This is a genomic window from Pseudomonas sp. FW306-02-D09B (assembly GCF_058782685.1).
Map to the genome: position 1 here is coordinate 112396 of NZ_JBYSXY010000004.1, position 18173 is coordinate 130568.

Genomic DNA, 18173 nt, shown 5'->3' on the forward strand with positions numbered 1-18173 from the left:
CAATGTTCTATTGGCGAAATACGCAAGCGGGCTTTTGTGAGTATCTGTGATGAAACCCTGACAAGTTTTAACAGCGGCATGAGGCTTTTTTCACTGAGCACTCTAATTAAATTAAATAAAAGCCGGCTTAAATGTTTACTTGATGAAACACCCTGACTATTATTGCGCCACTGTACCCTGTCATCCAGCGCCCAACATAAGGTAGTCCTCATGTCCTTGATCAACGAATACCGTGCCACCGAAGAAGCTATCAAAGAGCTGCAAGCCCGTTTGAAGAACCTGTCCCAAGACGACAAACTGCAAACCGAGCTGGAATTCGAAGGCAAACTGCGTACCCTGATGGGCGAATACTCCAAGTCCCTGCGCGACATCATCGCCCTGCTGGATCCAGAGTCCAAAGTTAAAGCACCACGCGGTGCTGTAAAAACTACCGGCACCAAGCGCGCTCGCAAGGTTAAACAATACAAAAACCCGCACAACGGCGAAGTCATCGAAACCAAAGGTGGCAACCACAAGACGCTGAAAGAGTGGAAAGCCAAGTGGGGCGGTGACGTGGTTGAAGGCTGGGCTACCCTGCTGGGCTAAGCCGCAACCCGCTTCGCTGGTTCATTTGCGAGCACCCAAAAACGCCAGCGTCCGCTGGCGTTTTTTTATGCCCCGCCTTCAGGTATTTGTACAGCTTGTTTCAAAGCTCCAAACGCTTGCGTAATGAGTCGACATACTCGCGCCACTCGTCCAGTACCTGTTGCTGAATCGCTGTAGCACTAAGCGAGCAATGCGCCATTGCCTCATTAAACCCCTGCAAGGTATTCGGCGCTCCCCATCCGGCGTCTGACAAACGTTGCTGACAGAATAATCTCCAGCGCTCGTGCTCCTCGTGACTCAAGGTCTCGGGAAAGTTACGCGCACGATAACGAAATAATAATTCCGGCAAACGTTCATCATCGAACGGCCATTGCTCTTGCGCTAATTGCATCGGGTCCGCATGTCGGACTTGTTCGCATAAACGCCGGTCCCGATCGCCAATGAAGCCGTCGTATAACTGTTGTTCAGGGTCCTCGATTGGCGTGAAATCCTCGCGGGCATAAATGGCCAGAACTTTATCTCGCCATACTTCCTGTGCGTCACTTAGACGCAGTGCGCGCGCTTCATACTGCGCCATGTCCAGTTGCAATCGTTGCCGGTCTTCGGCGCGCAACACCGACAACGGTGCCACCACCGGGCAACGGTTGATGTGAATCAGTTTGAGCGGCACCGGTAATTCGCCTTCGGCCAGATCTTCGCGGCGAGTATACAAACGCTGACGCAAGGTCTCGGCGTCCTGGTCGAGTAGCCCCTGCGGGTCGAGATGCAGGTCGCAGACAATCAGTGCATTGCGATTGCGCGGGTGCCAGGCCAACGGCAAGACCACCCCGACATAGCTGCGGGCTGCCGAGAAACGCCCGGAGATATGCACCATCGGTTGCAACAGGCGGATCTGATCCATGACCTTCTGCTTGCTGCGCAGCTTGAACAGCCAGTCGTAGAGTTTTGGCTGCTTGTCGCGAATCAACCGCGCCAGGGCAATCGTCGCGCGCACATCGGACAATGCATCGTGAGCCTGACCATGGTCGAGGCCATTGGCGGCAGTCAGGCGTTCGAGTTTCAACGTGACGCGACCGTCCTCTTCAGGCCAGACGATACCGTCCGGGCGCAACGCGTACGCCGCGCGCACCACGTCGATCAGATCCCAACGACTGTTGCCGCCCTGCCACTCCCGCGCATACGGATCAAAGAAATTCCGGTACAGGCTGTAACGGGTCATTTCATCATCGAAGCGCAAGGTGTTGTAACCGGCACCACAGGTTCCGGGGGCCGCAAGTTGCGCATGTACCCGGGTCATGAAGTCGGCTTCACTCAGGCCTTGTTCGGCCAGGCGGCCGGGGGTGATGCCGGTAATCACGCACGCCGCCGGGTGCGGCAGGATGTCGTCGCTCGGCTGGCAGTAGAGATTGACCGGATCGTCGATCTCGTTGAGCTCGAGGTCGGTGCGAATCCCGGCCATTTGCAGCGGACGGTCGCAGCGCGGTGAGATGCCGGTGGTTTCGTAGTCGTACCAGAAGATGGAGGTCACGGGGCGTTCCTGAACTTGAGACGGGCAAAGTCTAGGCGCTCAAGCGCGGCGCCGACCAGCAATCTTGCTATTCAAGCATTTCTGGTTGATACCTTGTCATACATAGTTATGTCGTTAGCACGACGAAGGCTGCTAGCATCGAATCGTTATTGAATCCCAACCATCAGGTTGATCATGCGCAAGACTTCAGCATCGCCAAGGAAAGCAACGCTGCCCCCGCCACTGGATACGCGGCATCAGGTTGAAACGCCGGAAGGCATCGATCTGCCGCTGCGACCTGCCGGGTTGATGCCCCGTGTACTGGCGTTTGCCATCGACCTGGGGGTGCGCGGGCTGGTGCTGGGCTTGCTGTTTATTGTCCTGGCCTTGCTGGGGAGCGTCGGCATCGGGCTGGGCTCGGTGCTGCTGTTTCTGGTCAGTTGGTGGTACATGGTGCTGTTCGAGGTCCTCAATCAGGGCCGCTCGCCGGGTAAACAGCTGATGGGGTTGCGCGTCGTGCATGACGATGGAACGCCCGTTGGCTGGCCGGCCTCGCTGATCCGCAACCTGCTGCGGTTCGTCGACATGCTGCCGTTTGGCTACAGCCTCGGTGCCATCAGTTGCCTGCAGCATCCGACCTTCAAACGGCTGGGCGATATTGCAGCCGGCACACTGGTGATCTACCGCGAACAGGCGGTCACCCGACCACAGATTCCGCAAGCCCTGGCACTGCACCCGCCCTTTGCGCTGACCCTCAATGAGCAACGCGCGGTGCTGGGTTTCGCCGAGCGTCAGACGGAGCTCTCCAGTGAACGGGTCAATGAGCTGGCGGCCATCCTCGCCGAACCGCTCCATGTCTCACCGCCCCACGCAGTCGCCAAACTCAATGGCATCGCCCGCAGTTTGCTGGGGCCGGCATGAAGCAGAGCCTTTTCGAAAATCGCCATCGAGCCGAATGGGATCAATTTGCCCAGCGGCTCGATCTGCTTGAACGCGGCAAAGCCAATGCCCGCGATGGCACCTCGTTCCCCAAGGATTACCGACGGCTGTGCCAGCACCTCGCGCTGGCACAGGAGCGCGGCTACAGCAGCTACCTGATCGACCCCTTGCAACAGCTGGTACTGCGCGGGCACCAACAGCTTTACCGGCATCGCGGTCGGGTCGGCGCCCATCTGCTGGCGTTTGTCCTCGCCGGTTTCCCGCGACTGGTTCGTGAGCAATGGCCTTTCGTGCTGGTCTCAAGCCTGCTGTTTTTCGGCTCGCTGATCGGCATCGGTGTGCTGGTGTATCTGTTTCCCGAGCTGGTTTATAGCCTGGTCCCGGCCGGACAGGTGTCCGAGATGCAAAGCATGTACGACCCGGCAGCCGGTCACTTGGGGCGCTTGGGTGAACGTGCAGCCAGCGATGACTGGGTCATGTTCGGTTACTACATCATGCACAACATCGGCATCGCCTTTCAGACCTATGCCAGCGGATTGCTGTTTGGCCTGGGCAGCGCGTTTTTCCTGTTCTTCAACGGTTTGATGATCGGTGCGGTTGCCGGTCACCTGACGCACATCGGCTACGGGGAAAACTTCTGGTCATTCGTCATCGGCCATGGCGCCTTCGAACTCAGCGCCATCGCCCTGGCCGGTGCGGCTGGCCTGCAACTGGGCTGGGCGCTGATCGCCCCTGGCCGCTTGCCACGCGGTGAAGCCCTGCGCCTGGCGGCTCATAAAAGCGTGTTGATGATCTGCGGCGTCATGCTGTTTCTACTGCTTGCTGCGTTTATCGAGGCCTATTGGTCATCCCGCAGCGGGCTTGCCCCGTTGATCAAATACCTGGTGGGTGCAGCCCTCTGGTTAGTGATGGCGACTTACCTGATGGTTGCCGGACGTACACGCCATGCGCCTGAGTGACGCCAGCGTGGTCATTCGCCCTCGTACCACCTGGGAAGCCATGGACCTCGGGGTTCTGCTGAACCAGCAACATCGCCGCCTGCTGATGACCAGTTGGGCCATCGTCACGCTGCCGGTGTTTGCCCTGCTGAGCCTGTTGCTGTGGGACTCGCCCTCAATGGCCGTGCTGCTGTTCTGGTGGTTGAAACCGGCGTTCGAACGATTGCCGCTGTACATCCTCTCGAGCGCCCTGTTCGGCGAAACCCCGACCTTGAGACAGGCGCTGCGCCAATGGCCGCGACTGCTCAAACCGCAGTTGCTGGCCAGCCTGACATGGCGGCGCTTTGGCCTGAGTCGCAGCTTCATCATGCCGGTCGTGCAACTTGAAGAGCTCAGCGGTCTGGCACGCCAGCAGCGCCTGGCCGTGCTGCAACAACGCGATCGCGGCGCAGCACGCTGGCTGACGCTGATTGGCGCGCATCTGGAAGCCGCCCTGTGGATCGGCCTGATGGTGCTGTTCTATTTTTTGCTGCCAGCGCAAATAGAACTGAACTGGGACTGGCAAACGCTGATCGCTACCCCTGAACAGGACTGGATCTGGCTGGACCACCTGATCAATGCGCTTTACGCGCTGATCCTGATCATCTGGGAACCGATCTACGTCGCCTGTGGTTTCAGTTTGTACCTGAACCGTCGTACCCGACTCGAAGCCTGGGATATCGAACTGGTGTTCCGTCGCCTGCGCCAGCGCCTGAGCAGCGTCGCCGCCTGCCTGCTGATGGTCGGGCTACTGTGGTTGCCCGCCACGCAGCCACTCTGGGCCGCCGAACCCGCCAACGCCCCCGACAGCCCGCGCCTGCTCCAGCAACCGCTGACCAGCCAGGCCGCCAGTAACAGCATCAAGGCCATACTCGACACGCCACCGTTCAAGAATCCGCAGACCGTCACCCACTATCGCTTTGGTAAAGAAACGCCCGATCAACCTGCCGAGCCGCAAACACCGGGTTGGCTCAAAGCGTTTTTCGCACTGCTCGACAGCCAGCGCTTCGCCGGTCTGGCGCAGGTCATCGAGGTGCTGCTGTGGGCGAGTGTCATCGGCGCCATCGCGTTGCTGATCTGGCGTTACCGCGACTGGCTACGGACCTTTGTCAGCCGCCGTCCAAAACTGCGCCAAACGCCCGCACACCCGGCGCCGGCCCAACTGTTCGGCCTTGATCTCGATCGGGAAACCCTGCCGGACGATATCGCCGCCAGCGTCGAAAACCTCTGGTCGACCCAGCCCCGCGAAGCCCTCGGCTTGCTCTATCGGGCCTTGCTCAGCCGTTTGCTGCACGACTTCAACCTCCCGCTGAAAAGCGCCGACACCGAGGGCCAGGTGCTGGAACGGGTCCAACAGCTACAAGAACCGGCTCTGCATACCTTCAGCAGCACGTTGACAGTCCACTGGCAGAACATGGCCTATGGGCATCGCTTGCCACCGGCACACCTGCAACAGGAACTGTGTGATGGCTGGCGGGCGTTGTTCGGCCCGGGAGCTTCGCGTTGAATCGGCGCCTGATCCCTGGCCTGCTGATTGCCGGGCTGCTCGCTGCATTGGCGGTTTATCTGTACCAGCAGGCCACGCCCTATCAGGAAGTCATCGACCACGGTCCGTCCCCCGAAGCCCGAGCCAACCCGTACCTGGCGGCCGAACACTTTTTGCGTCAACAAGGGCTGACCGTGACTCACGCCAACAGCCTCGACATCCTGCAGTTTCTGGAACCGCATCAACAGAGCCTGTTACTGCTCGGTGATCGCGCCAACATGACCCCGCGCCAGGCCGATCAGCTGCTGAACTGGACCCGTGCCGGTGGTCGTCTGCTGTTTGTGGCCGAAGCCTTGTGGGATGAAAAAACCGGCAAGAGCGGCGACCTGCTGCTCGACCGGGTGCAACTGCATCAATCCATGAGCAAGGATCTCAAGGATCCACCGCCTGATGCCGAGCCTGATCCTTACCCGAACCTGACCAAACTCTATCTCGAAGACGAAGACGCTCCGGCCTACGCCAGCTTCGATCCGCAGTTCCACCTCGAAGACCCGAAAAACCTCGCGCAGTCGTGGGCCAACAGCGCGTTGGCCACTCACATGATGCAACTCGGTTATGGCCTGGGTTCCATCACGGTGGTCACCGACGCCGAATTGTGGAAGAACCCGAACATCGGCCAATACGACAATGCCTGGCTGCTCTGGTACCTGTATTCGGACACCGGCGTGACCCTGCTCTTCAATATCGATCACGACAACCTGCCGACCTTACTGCTGCGTTATTTCCCGCAGGCACTGGTGGCGCTCGTCGCGTTGATCGGCCTGTGGATCTGGCAAGCCGGGTTACGTCAGGGGCCCGTGCAGGCTCCAGCCCCCAAAGCCCGTCGGCAACTTCAGGAGCACTTGCGGGCCAGTGCAGACTTCATGCTGCGGCGCAACGGTCAGCGCAGCCTGCTGCTGGCTCTGCAACACGATGTGCTGCGCCGCGCCCGACACCGTCACCCAGGCTTCGAACAACTCGGCGTTGCCGAACAATGGCAGGTGCTCGCGCGCCTGACCGGCCAACCGACCCGCGCCATCAGCCAGGCACTCAGCCCACGGCCCGAACAGCGGCTCTCCAGCGCTGAGTTCAGCCGTCAGGTCGCCCACCTGCAAACCCTCAGGAATGCCTTATGAATGACTCCACCGAACCTGCCGGCCTGACCCATGCCGCCCAACAACGCCAGCGCGCCAGTCAACTGGCGCAAGCGGTGCGCCTTGAATTGCAAAAGGCCGTCATCGGCCAGGACACGGTGATTGACGATGTACTCAGCGCACTGATCGCCGGTGGCCATGTGCTGCTCGAAGGCGTTCCGGGGTTGGGCAAGACCCTGCTGGTACGCGCCCTCGCCCGCTGCTTCGGTGGCGAGTTTGCGCGCATTCAGTTCACCCCGGACCTGATGCCCAGCGACGTCACCGGGCACGCGGTGTACGACCTGCAAACCGAGCAGTTCAAACTGCGCAAAGGCCCGTTGTTCACCAATCTGTTGCTGGCCGACGAAATCAACCGCGCACCGGCGAAAACCCAGGCTGCGCTGCTCGAAGCCATGCAGGAACGCCAGGTCACCCTTGAAGGCCGCGCCCTGCCGATTGCACAACCGTTTATGGTACTGGCGACGCAAAACCCCATCGAACAGGAAGGCACTTACCCCCTGCCCGAAGCGGAGCTCGACCGTTTCATGCTCAAGGTGCGCATGGACTATCCCGACGCCGATCAGGAGCTGAACATGGTCCGTCAGGTCAGCCGCTCGACCCGCGCCGACATGCTCGATGTGCAACCGCTGCGCACCGTCCTGCAAGCCAAGGATGTGCTGGCCCTGCAACGGATCGCCAGCGACCTGCCGCTGGATGAACAGGTCCTGGACTACGCCGTGCGCCTGGCGCGCACCACCCGCAACTGGCCCGGCCTGACCCTCGGCGCCGGTCCACGGGCGACGATTGCCCTGGTGCGGGTCGCACGGGCCCGGGCGCTGCTGCGCGGTGGCGAGTTCGTGATTCCGGACGACATCAAAGGCTGCGCGCTGGCCGTGTTGCGCCATCGCGTGCGCATCGCCCCGGAGCTGGACATCGAAGGTCTGGAAGTCGATCAGGTGCTCAGGCAACTGCTCGATCAGGTTCCGGCGCCAAGAGCGTGAGCAACGCCCTCCTGCAGACGGGCTCCCCTGTGGCGAGGGGGCTTGCCCCCGTTGGGCTGCGAAGCGGCCCCAAAACAGGCCATCGAATAATGTCAGGTAATACGCGTCTCTCGGTTTTACGACTGCTTCGCAGCCGAACGCGGGCAAGCCCGCTCGCCACAATGGCTGTATTCCTGATCGATGAGCGTCGTCTTTACCGAAGAGTCGCCACACCATGAAACCCACTCGCCTCTTGCTGATCTGGCTGGCCGCCCTGCTAGGCCTGAGCATCGTGCTCGGTACATTAAGGGCGCTGGGCTTCAGCGTTGCACCGAGCCTGCTGTCGATCAACTGGGGTTTGCTGCTGGCGCTTCCAGTGCTGGCGCTACTTGATGCCGTCCGGCTGCTGCGCCTGCCGTCGCCCGGCGTAAATCGTCAGATGCCCGGTAGCCTCGCGCTCGGGCGCTGGAGTGACGTCCATGTGGAGATTGCGCACGACTATTCTCAGCCGCTGAACGTGCAACTGTACGATCACGTCCCCGACGGCCTGAGCTTCGAACACCTGCCGCAATCGGTCGAACTGCAACCGGGCCAGCACAGCCTGATCAGTTATCGCCTGCGCCCTCTGCGGCGTGGCCATTTCAGCTTCGAGCGCTGCGAAATCAACCTGCCCAGCCCCTTCGGTTTATGGTCCGCCCGGCGCTACCTGAACGTCACCGACAGCACCCGCGTCTACCCGGATTTCGCCCGTCTGTACGGTGCGCAATTGCTGGCCGTCGACAACTGGCTGAGCCAGCTCGGCGTGCGCCAGCGGCAACGTCGCGGGTTGGGTCTGGAGTTTCATCAACTGCGCGAATTTCGCGAAGGCGACAGCCTGCGCCAGATCGACTGGAAAGCCACCGCCCGCCAACGCACACCGATTGCCCGTGAGTACCAGGACGAGCGCGACCAGCAAATCATCTTCCTGCTCGACTGCGGCCGCCACATGCGCAGCCTGGACGGTGAACTGGCGCATTTCGACCATGCGCTCAATGCCTGCCTGCTGCTCAGCTACGTGGCGTTACGTCAGGGCGATGCCGTGGGTCTTTGCACCTTCGCGGGCGATCAACCACGCTACCTCGCACCGGTCAAAGGCACGGGGCAGCTCAACGTATTGCTCAATAGCGTCTACGACCTGGACAGCAGTCAACGCCCGGCCGACTACCAGGCTGCCGCCAGCCAATTGCTGGCCCGTCAAAAACGTCGGGCGCTGGTGGTGCTGATCACCAACCTGCGCGATGAAGACGATGACGAATTGCTCAGCACGGTCAAACGCATCGGCCGCCAACATCGGGTGTTAGTGGCGAGTTTGCGCGAAGGAATACTCGATCAGGTACGGCAGTCACCCGTGCAAACCCTGGATGAAGCCCTGGCTTACTGCGGCACGGTGGATTATTTGAATGCCCGGGCCGAACTCCATGAGCGGTTGAGCGCTCATGGAGTGCCGGTGCTGGATGTGCGGCCCAGTGAACTGGGCGCGGAGTTGGTGACGCGGTATTTGAGCTGGAAAAAAGCCGGGGCTCTTTGAACCCCAATCAACCAACCACACCGCAGTCCTGTTACGGGTTACCTTGAGTGGGCTCATCGTACTCAATGCTCACTTCATCAGAATCGGCAGCTGATGCTGTGACGGTGAAACGTATGCCTGTAGATCCATCAAAAACAGGTGAGGATATGGCAATTCTAAATGATGACTCAGGCAGTGCCCCGACGTTCATCACCCACGAAAGCTCTGTCTCGATAGCACGGAGATCTCCAACTCTCGGTTCGAATTGCACATCGTTACGAGTGCAATAAATAGCAAGCTTCTGGCCACGTAGTCTGGAGCCATCAAGTAGTTTTAATCGGATTGTGATGTCTTTATTTTGACTCACCTTTCCCGAGGCCACTAACGGAAAAATAACAAGCGTCGTGTTCACCCATAGCTCAGTGCTTCCTAGCGCAGGATTTTCACTGTTTTTATTGACCCAGACATCATTCGATAACGTCGATTCGACATCAGTCCCCACATGCACCGTAGCGCTCACGTTCGCAAAGTTGCCGTCCGGAATCTGCGTCGCTGTAAACGTGCGAGTTGCCCATCCCTCGGCATCGGTTGAAGACGTGCTATCCGGCATCCCGGTAAATTTCCAGAGCACCTCGGTCCCCTGCGGCACACCTTCTACATGAGCATCGGCGGTCAAGTCCGAGCCAAGAAGTACCAGCGAACTGGACACCTTTATCTCGGTTATTTCGTAAAGTTTCACAACAGTGAAAACCAACGACTTGCTGGCACCAAAACCAACCGTCGCCGTCAGCGGATGCTCCCCCGCCTCCGTCGGTTTGAAAGTTATCCGCGATGTTCCATCCTCCTCGGTGGCGGTTGGCGGCAAGGTCAATCCCGGGAACGCCCACCAGACTCTTATCCCCTCAACAGGCTGACCGTCACCCCGGGAAACCACTGTCACCACAGCATCTGTTTCTTGCCCCAGCTGAATACTCAGCTCAGAACTGATCAACGACTCGATCACCGGGACCAGACCGCCATACAGCAGCTGTGCCGTGTCCCAGCCACCCACACCGCCTCTGACCGTAGCCATCAGCACTCCGTTACCTCCCGCAGTCAGCGCGAAGCTCAACGTTGCAATGCCGTCCTTGTCGGTGACTGAGGACGGCAACGCTTGACCCGAAAAGTCCCACATGACCTCGACGCCTTCCAGCGGCTCTCCTGTTCGGCTAGAAACAACTGTCGCCTGCGCGCGAGCCTCTGATTCCTGACCAGTCCCCTTGTCAACGTTGCTGACCTCAATGAGTTCACTGAGCTTGCGCGGTTCACTCAAGGTAAACGGCAACAAAACCGTCTCCGAGTAATCCTTATCCCCCACCGTTGCCGTCAGCTGACCGGCCCCCGTGGTTTTCGGCGTGAATCGGATCCTGGCCACACCATAAAAGTCAGTCCGGGTTACCACCTCTGCCAGATCGTGGCTACGCCAGGTCACGGCCCAATCCACCATGGCTTTGCCACTGATGGCAGAAACCACCGTGATCTGTTCAACAAGCTCCTGTTCCCAATCGAGCGTTTGATGAACGCGGTTGTTGACGATGATTTTCAGCACCTGCGAATCTGTCCCCAACGACATGGCATTGGCCGGTGACAGGTTTTGCAGCCTCGACGCCGCCAGGCGCAGCGCGAAGCTCCCGTCCGTCAGATCATCACATTTGAGCGTGTAGCTTAATTTCCCGTCGATAAACCTCTTTGGCACTCCAAGCGCTACCGGCGAAAAGCTCAGACCAAGAGCGGTGGGGCCAGTCCCGGTCAATCCAAGCGTCACCTCTTGATCTCGCAGCACGCTGTCCGCGTCCACCTCCAGTTCGATACGGTGTTCGCCCTTGCGGCGTGGGAAATACGTTTTTGCGCCCCAAGGCTGGTGAGGTTGTCGATCAAAGCGAACCCTGACCTCCTTCCACGGATCACTCGCCAGAGCCTTGACCGTCATGGGCACATGGTCCTCATAGCCGTTAAAAAAACTGTGAACCCGTGCTTCGACGTCATACCGCTGAGCGACCTTCGGTTTGAAGGGATAACCGGACCAGCCCTTCTCATCGGTATCTACCGCAAGCGGGGAATTATCAGCAGTCCACAAGACCGGTACATGCTCTACCGGTTGCCGGGTGTAAACGGAAATCACCCTGGCCCACATCCAGGCATTGTCCTGCTCTGCTACCGGGTCGACAGCGGCTTCATGCCACTTCTCGATCCGAAGGTTGTTATGCCCCAGGAACATCACATTGGCCGTGGACGTCAGCTTGAGCTGAGGCAGTTGCAGCGCCAGAGAAAACTCACCATTTTCCTGACTGGCGGTGAAGTTCAACACCCGGGGCGCCCCTCCGGCGCTGATAACCTGATGTAGACCCAACGGTGGTTCCACGCTTGCATCCAGCTCGTCGGCCGGCGTGCCCGACCATGTCAGCATGACATCCAGCCCGATCAGCGGGCTCAGGGCATTGGGCAAGAAGTTGTAACGATGAACAGCCCCCAGACACGGGAAAAATGTCCCATCCTCCTTTGCCGACACCTGATCAAGCCGCGCACTCGCTTCATCTGCCAACTCGCTGGACAGCAAACGCCCGGACAACCCCCGTGTTTCAGGCAACGCGTCGCTCTTGAGCGACAACTCGAACAACCCGCTGCGGCTGGAACCGAACACAGAGCTCAACCGCCATTCCCAGCCTCCTTCCGGCGTGGCGGTCGGCGCCCCGATCGTCAGCCCCAGGCCTGGATCGGCAGCACGCCAGGTCAAGGTCATGGGTTTATCTTTTAGCGGACTCCCGGCCGTCGGCGTCATGCGAAAGGTAGGCGACTCCCCCCGCAGGCAGGCGATGCCAACGGTGGCCAAATCCACTGGCACGCCATCCAGATCAAACTCGGCTTTACCACGCCAGGAACTGGTTGCCTGTGGCGTCACCTCAAACTGACGCTCAATCGGCGGCATGTCCGCATGTGCCCGGACCTGTACGGTGATGCTGTAAGGATCCGCACTTTCCGGTGTGTCCAGTACACTGGCCCAACCACCGGCCCCCGTGACGGTAGAAACCGTGCCGTTTGGTCCCAGCCACTCAACCAGTGCATTGATCACCGGATCACCGAGGCCGCTGGCAAGGACGTGCAACACCTGCACCATCAACAGCACTCGGCCCTCCTCGTCCACCACCGGGGACGTGTTAAACGTTCGCACCTCGCCGATCTCGACCACATTGCGCGCCAGCGACATTGGTTTTTTACGCGAAGGTAGCAACAGCTTCGAGCAGCCCAGCAGCAGTTCGAATTTGCCGTCGAGACGATCATCGCAGGTCAGCCACCAGATCAGCTCGTCGACGGTGACCGGCACCGGCTCCTTGAGTCCAGGACTCACCGCCACCCCCAATTCGGCAGGCGAATCGCCTTCCCACATCAGCCACAGCTGAGTACCCAGTAACGGACTGTCATCAGGCAGCTTCAGGCTCACCGGGTATTCAGTGCCGCGATTGGGGTAACCGGTCTTCTCGGCCCAAAGGGTTTCCTTACCGTCGACGACCGCCATGACCTCCTTCCAGGGATCGGTCGCCAGCACCTGAACGTCAAACGATTGAGTGATCACTGCGCTGGCGTAGTACAGGCTCTCCACCGACGCCTTGATGACGTACTGACCAGCGCCCGTCGGCTCATAGTCATAATAAGCCCAGCCATTGTCTTCAGTGAGGACCGTGCCCCCCGGTTTTTGCCCGTCGAGTATCCAGGTCACTGCCCGCCCGGCAAGCGGATCACCGGTGTAATACGACACCACCCGAACGCCCAGCTGAACACTTTGCTCGTACTCGAAAACCGGGTAGTAATCCGCGTCCTGTACCCCATCGAACTTGAGTCGATGATGCCCAAGCGAAGCCTTGATCGGGTAAGCCTCGGCGGTGTATTTGCTCAGCAGGTTGAACCAAAACTCATAGGGCGCGTCAGCATCCTCGATCACAGGGCAGTCGAGCGACCACAGTTTATCGAGCGGATGATCAACACCCAGAGCCGGCGTCGTGACCACCGCGCCTTGTGGGTTGTCGTCGCTGATCAGAGAGGCATGGGTGTCCAGCCAGGGGTTATTTTCGACAGGCACAAAACCAAGGCTGTGCGGCGAATCCCCGGTTGCCCCCAGACACAGGTACAACAGACGATCTGGCGACTGTGGCATGCAGTCAAACGTCACCTCCTGCAACTTTAATTCCCCCAGATGCAGATGGACGTTGATCCGGGTGATGAAGATGATCTTCGAATACTCACCGTCCTGGTTTTTTGGGCTGAATACGCTGACACGAACCTTGTCGTTTTGTTTGAGCGGCAGCGTCAGCTCGACCTCGTACTCGACAGGCTCGAATGCCAACAGTTGCCCATCAGCACGATGCGCCTTGTTCGCCTGGTTATTGCCTGGAGGAAGTGTGATCACCTGTGCAGGCTCCGAACTCCCTTCAATGCTGATTTCCAGCCTGCCGGCTTTGTCATGCCACGACTCGCAGAGAAAGTTGATGACGTAACTAGCATCAGCGCGAAGGTCCTTCGGCACCTCGATAATCTGACTGACCGACGCTTCATTCCCGACCGTCAGACAATAAACGTCTTCACCCTGATAGCTGACTGTTACGCGATTGGCCCAGAGTGGATTGATCGGACCTTTTTCCCAGGGAGAATACCCTTCGCGAAAATCACCATTGACTACCAGGCTCGCATTGGCCTGGATGACCGGTTCACTCATGACTGCCAACTCCTGTCCCTGTTTGGTTTAGCCGCTGTGTATCAGTGTTCGATCCGCCATCTACCAATCGACACGATTGACCAGGTCTTCGACTTTTCGGGTGAATGTCGGGTCGCCCACCTTGGCGGTGTAATGAACGCGCAGGATGATGTCGGTCAGCGAGGCCAACATGGATTGTTGCGGCTCCTTGAGTGGCCACGGGAAGTGCAGTGTCCAGCGCGAGACTGCCCCGGTGCATTCAAAGGGGTTGAGCAAACCTTCATCGGATTTCACCGTGATCATGCCGGTGTCACCAATGCCCACCGACAAAGCTATTTTCTGGCCACTGCGCAGGTTGAACCGCACATCCGCCGGAGCTATCTTTTCGAGGTTATGCAGGTACTCCACCGAACGGGTCGAGGCCTTGGTGGCGGTGATACTGCTGACCTGCAACAACGTAGCTTTGATATTTTCGTGAGGCCCTATCAGCGCGGGGATATCGACGTCCAACCTGCCGATCTGCCGGCAGTAGTGGCCCGGGTGGTCGCGATCGAAGAGCAACTGCGTGAGTTTGAAATCCAGCGTGCCAGTGCGTTGCAGCTCCGCCAGCGCGTCCTCCCAGCTTTTAAAACCTTCTTGCGGATCCACATCCTTGTCATTGAACAATTGCCGCAGGGAAATCGTCTTGACCAGCTCCAATCGTCGCTCATGGCGATGCAAGTATTCATGCTCCATGCGCAACAGGTGCACCCGCAGATGTTCACCCGCCGTAAGACCGTGATGCTCGTCCTGCCAGACCTGTGGCAGGAGAATCTGCGAATCGTAGTCTCCGGTCTCAAAGCTCAACGAGGCCTGCGCACTCCTGCACAAACTGACGACGGCGTCATGGGCCTGATAATGCAGGGCCTTGAGTTGGCCCAGCAGCCAGCCGAACAGCTCGGCGTTGGTCGCGCGTTTTTTGATGAAGGTGTAGAGCGTCAGCGCGTGGGCATTGGCCCGCAGGGTTTGCCGCAGGTTGGCCCTGGCGGCTTCGACGGCATGATTTTGCGCGGTGATTTGCTCGGTGAGTGCGCGCTCTTCAGCCCGTGCCTGTTGACCTTGCAGTTCCCATTCGCCGCGACGACGGCGGTAGGTTTCGTTGGTGGCGGTTCGCTCGGCTTGCAGGGAATGCACAGCGGCAACAGTATCGAAAGCGCTACCAATCCCTTCGAGCATCCCCCCGGGGTTCGCCACACCGTATGACGTACCGGCTTTATTCGGGACGACTGTTTTAGCGACTGCTCCCGCCGCCTTGAACCCTGTACCCACACCGTTGAAGATTTTCGCCAACAACAGGGCATCCATCACCTCATATTCCGCAGCACTCACATTGCTTACAACCTTTGCCTCATACGCAACAGCACGCTCAGTCGCCATCGCCTTGCTCTGCGTCAACGCGGCCACGCTCGCTGTCATCTGCTCGATGATTTGCTCCTGCAAGGTCTGGGCGTACGCCCCCAGGTCCAACAGATGACTGTGCCGCAACGTTTCCATTGCAGCCCGATCACGCTGTTCGAGCAGGCGCAGTATCTGATTGCCATAATCCTGCAACGTCTGCACCGCCCGCAGCGCGGCTTCGAACATGACCCGCCAACGGAACCCCACGACTTGCACCTGCCCGCCCATTGGCCGTGGCGAACCAGCGCCGCCAGCCGCCAGATCCTGCAGCAACCGTTTGGGGTCCGTCGGCGGGCTGAAGAGCGGAATATCCAGCGTTTTACCATCGATCGTGAGGTTGTTGCGCAGGTTACTCAGGCGCGTGCCGGACAAGTCGAACAGTTCGAACAACGGCTCATTGATCGGTAATTCAAAACCTTTGATTCCGAGCATGCCCAGCATGGGTGCCACCTCGGCCTTGGCTGGCACATCCGCCAGAGTGAACGCGAGTTTTTTCTCGAACGCTTCCAGCGCAGGTCGGGAAGAGGTATCAGCCAATAACTGGCCGACGGTTTTCGTCGTCCAACGGTTGACGGTTCTCCCCGTAGGGGGCTTACCCATCAAAAACTCGGCCTGCACATAACACAACCTCGCCGCTACCAGACTGTCACGGGTAAGTTGGCGGTAATACCAGTCACCCCAGGCGATCAGGTTTTTTACATACTCGGTGAACGCCACAATCCGAAAATGCCTGGGTTCCGAATAACCGATCGCATCCGGGTCGGTAGCCGCCTCGGCTTCCCAACCCGGGTTGCCGGGCCCCGTCAAGGGGCGGCAGCGCCAGTAAAGGGGTTTGTGCGGGTCGGTTGTAGAATCTACCGGGGCCTGAGGATCGAACAGGTAATGCAGCCATTGCTGCGCCTCCAGAAAACGGTTTTCAGCGTTCAACCGTGACGCCACCAGGTGCGGCAGGTGGAAAAACAGTTCCCAGAAGAACAGCCCGTTGGCGCCATCGAACGGTCCGTTCGGCTCGTCAATGGGACCTGCGGCCGGGCCCGGTTCTTTCAGATGCTGAGTTTCCCAATCCAGCACGGCATCGACCGAAATATTGGCGCGCTGCACCAGATCGGGACCAATCAACGAGTTCAGACGCACCTGCTTGAGGTACGGTTCAGGCAGGTTGAGCGTGAGAAATTGCGCGCCCTGAGCGTTGGTCTTGTCCAGAGACGGAGGGATAAAAGCAGCATTCGCAACCACCTTTACAACCTTGTACTTGTTGCGCCCATAACTTTGTGTTGGGGTGCTCCCCCCAAAAGAAAACTCGAAATTGCCGACAAAACCACCAGCCGGACGCTCAATTAGCATCCATTCGGTGGTCCAGCCACCTGCATCGGAATAACTGCCAGTGATCGACTCGGGGTCGTCACCTACTGGATTAAGAAAGCTCAAATCGAAGCGTCCATCGGCGAGCCCGCCAAGACCCGTTTTCGCAGCGCAGACACCACGAACAAACAGAACGTCCAGAGGCTTGCTGTCGGTATCGAACCCGCGAAATACCATAGCCTCCAGGGAGTAATAATTGGTCAACGTACCGGCGAGCTCGAGAGACTCGGTAACGTCCGGTCGACTGCCTGGCAATATTGGATGCTGCACGGTTTCAGGCGTCAGAAAACGATAATCGGCCACTGCATCCAGCCAGCCCGTACCGTCGTCAATGCTGCGAAACAATACATCTCGCGTCCGATAAACATCGATGGGGACCACTGGAGGTGTTTCACCCTTGCGGTTACGGTTGGTCAACAACACCCCCAACTTGCCTTTGGGATGCTGCTCATCAACCAACACCGTCGCGATCAAACGGCTGCCGAGCGAGACGTCGGTATTCTGATCCTCGCTGTGCAATAAAAACGGTGCTGACCAATGACCGTTCTGAGCCATGAACGCCAACTTGATCTCCAACTTGGGAAGCACGGGAGGAAGGAAGTCCACACTCGCTGCAATGCCTTCACGCCACTCGCCCCACACCACACACAAACGTCCGCCCCAGAACACCAGCCGTATATCCAGCACCTTATCCCCGACTGGAATCTCGAGTGGCTGCCACTCACGCCACGCGGCCGGGTTGATAGCCCGGCTACTGGACGTCAGTTCAACCTCGGCCTTGCGCCAGAAATACTGAAAAGGCTGAATCCGCTGCCGGGCAACCAAGTAATAATCTGCTTTCGTGGGTGTAAGGGACTGTGTGAGCGAGGTGCCGTCCATATAGCAGCTGATGACATCCAGGTTGCAGATCTGCTCGAACTCTTGCAGGTACTCCTGCAATGCCACCTGCACGGAGTCAGTGCTCAGGTGCGTCTGGTTCAGATTGTTCTCAAGGGTTTTGAACAGGTTGGTCTTGCGCCGACGTACATAGGGGGTGATGAAATTTTCCGGGTACAGGGCGATCATCATCAACGCCGCCCAATCCGGGTAGTTGTTGTAGAGTTCCCAGATTTGCAAATCCCGTCTATCGAACTCGCAATCTGAATACCCCGGTTCCAGCTTGCGATACGCCGCATGGATGAATTGCTGGGCACAACTGATGGCTTGGGCGACCCAGGAACTTTGCACCGAGTAGCTGTCCAGCGGATCCATGCGCAGGAGTTCAAGCAGGTCCGCCGGTGTTCTCAGGAAGTAGAACTTATCGTCAGCAGGAGCTGAGCCCTTTCTCACCTGCCCGATGCAATACTCAAGCAATGCCGTACGACGCTGTTCGAGCAGCCCGGCGATCTTGCTGTTTTCCATAACCCTTGCTCCTGAGGTCTCACCAAGTTGTACACGGCGGTGCAGAGGGCACCTG

At 58.9% G+C, this 18173-nt stretch carries 10 protein-coding genes; 7 read left to right on the forward strand and 3 right to left on the reverse strand.

What is annotated here, in order from left to right; genetic code table 11:
• Positions 1-210 precede the first annotated feature (210 nt).
• Positions 211-585, forward strand: coding sequence for a histone-like nucleoid-structuring protein MvaT (gene mvaT / locus AC3WK5_RS09120; protein WP_005790963.1), 375 nt, complete (start codon positions 211-213; stop codon positions 583-585).
• A gap of 100 nt (positions 586-685) precedes the next feature.
• Here the strand turns inward: mvaT and sbcB are convergent, their stop codons facing one another.
• Positions 686-2113 (reverse strand): exodeoxyribonuclease I, encoded by a 1428-nt coding sequence (gene sbcB / locus AC3WK5_RS09125; protein ID WP_103315030.1) that lies wholly within the window; start codon positions 2111-2113, stop codon positions 686-688.
• A gap of 174 nt (positions 2114-2287) precedes the next feature.
• Between sbcB and AC3WK5_RS09130 the strand changes: the two genes are divergently transcribed.
• The 6 genes from AC3WK5_RS09130 to AC3WK5_RS09155 all read left to right on the forward strand — a co-directional run bounded on the left by AC3WK5_RS09130 (position 2288) and on the right by AC3WK5_RS09155 (position 9213).
• Positions 2288-3013 (forward strand): RDD family protein, encoded by a 726-nt coding sequence (locus tag AC3WK5_RS09130; RefSeq protein WP_103315031.1) that lies wholly within the window; start codon positions 2288-2290, stop codon positions 3011-3013.
• A complete protein-coding gene (locus AC3WK5_RS09135; protein ID WP_103315107.1) occupies positions 3010-3990 on the forward strand; it encodes a stage II sporulation protein M in 981 nt (326 codons plus the stop codon). The genes AC3WK5_RS09130 and AC3WK5_RS09135 overlap by 4 nt, the downstream gene beginning before the upstream one ends.
• Positions 3977-5515, forward strand: coding sequence for a DUF4129 domain-containing protein (locus tag AC3WK5_RS09140; protein ID WP_103315032.1), 1539 nt, complete (start codon positions 3977-3979; stop codon positions 5513-5515). The genes AC3WK5_RS09135 and AC3WK5_RS09140 overlap by 14 nt, the downstream gene beginning before the upstream one ends.
• Complete coding sequence (locus tag AC3WK5_RS09145) at positions 5512-6669, forward strand: DUF4350 domain-containing protein (RefSeq protein ID WP_103315033.1); 1158 nt, start codon at positions 5512-5514, stop codon at positions 6667-6669. The genes AC3WK5_RS09140 and AC3WK5_RS09145 overlap by 4 nt, the downstream gene beginning before the upstream one ends.
• A complete protein-coding gene (locus AC3WK5_RS09150; protein WP_103315034.1) occupies positions 6666-7667 on the forward strand; it encodes an AAA family ATPase in 1002 nt (333 codons plus the stop codon). Before AC3WK5_RS09145 ends, AC3WK5_RS09150 begins: the two co-directional genes overlap by 4 nt.
• A 214-nt stretch (positions 7668-7881) precedes the next feature.
• Entirely contained in the window at positions 7882-9213 is a 1332-nt protein-coding gene (locus AC3WK5_RS09155) for a DUF58 domain-containing protein (RefSeq protein ID WP_103315035.1), read from the forward strand.
• A gap of 31 nt (positions 9214-9244) precedes the next feature.
• On the opposite strand, the gene AC3WK5_RS09160 is transcribed toward AC3WK5_RS09155, so the two are convergent.
• Both AC3WK5_RS09160 and AC3WK5_RS09165 read right to left on the reverse strand, forming a co-directional pair.
• On the reverse strand, positions 9245-13939 hold the full coding sequence (locus tag AC3WK5_RS09160) for a hypothetical protein (RefSeq protein WP_103315036.1): 4695 nt from the start codon (positions 13937-13939) through the stop codon (positions 9245-9247).
• Positions 13940-13999: 60 nt separating this feature from the next.
• Positions 14000-18118: a Tc toxin subunit A-related protein gene (locus AC3WK5_RS09165; RefSeq protein ID WP_103315037.1), complete on the reverse strand. Its 4119-nt coding sequence runs from the start codon at positions 18116-18118 to the stop codon at positions 14000-14002.
• Between the last annotated feature and the right edge of the window lie 55 nt (positions 18119-18173).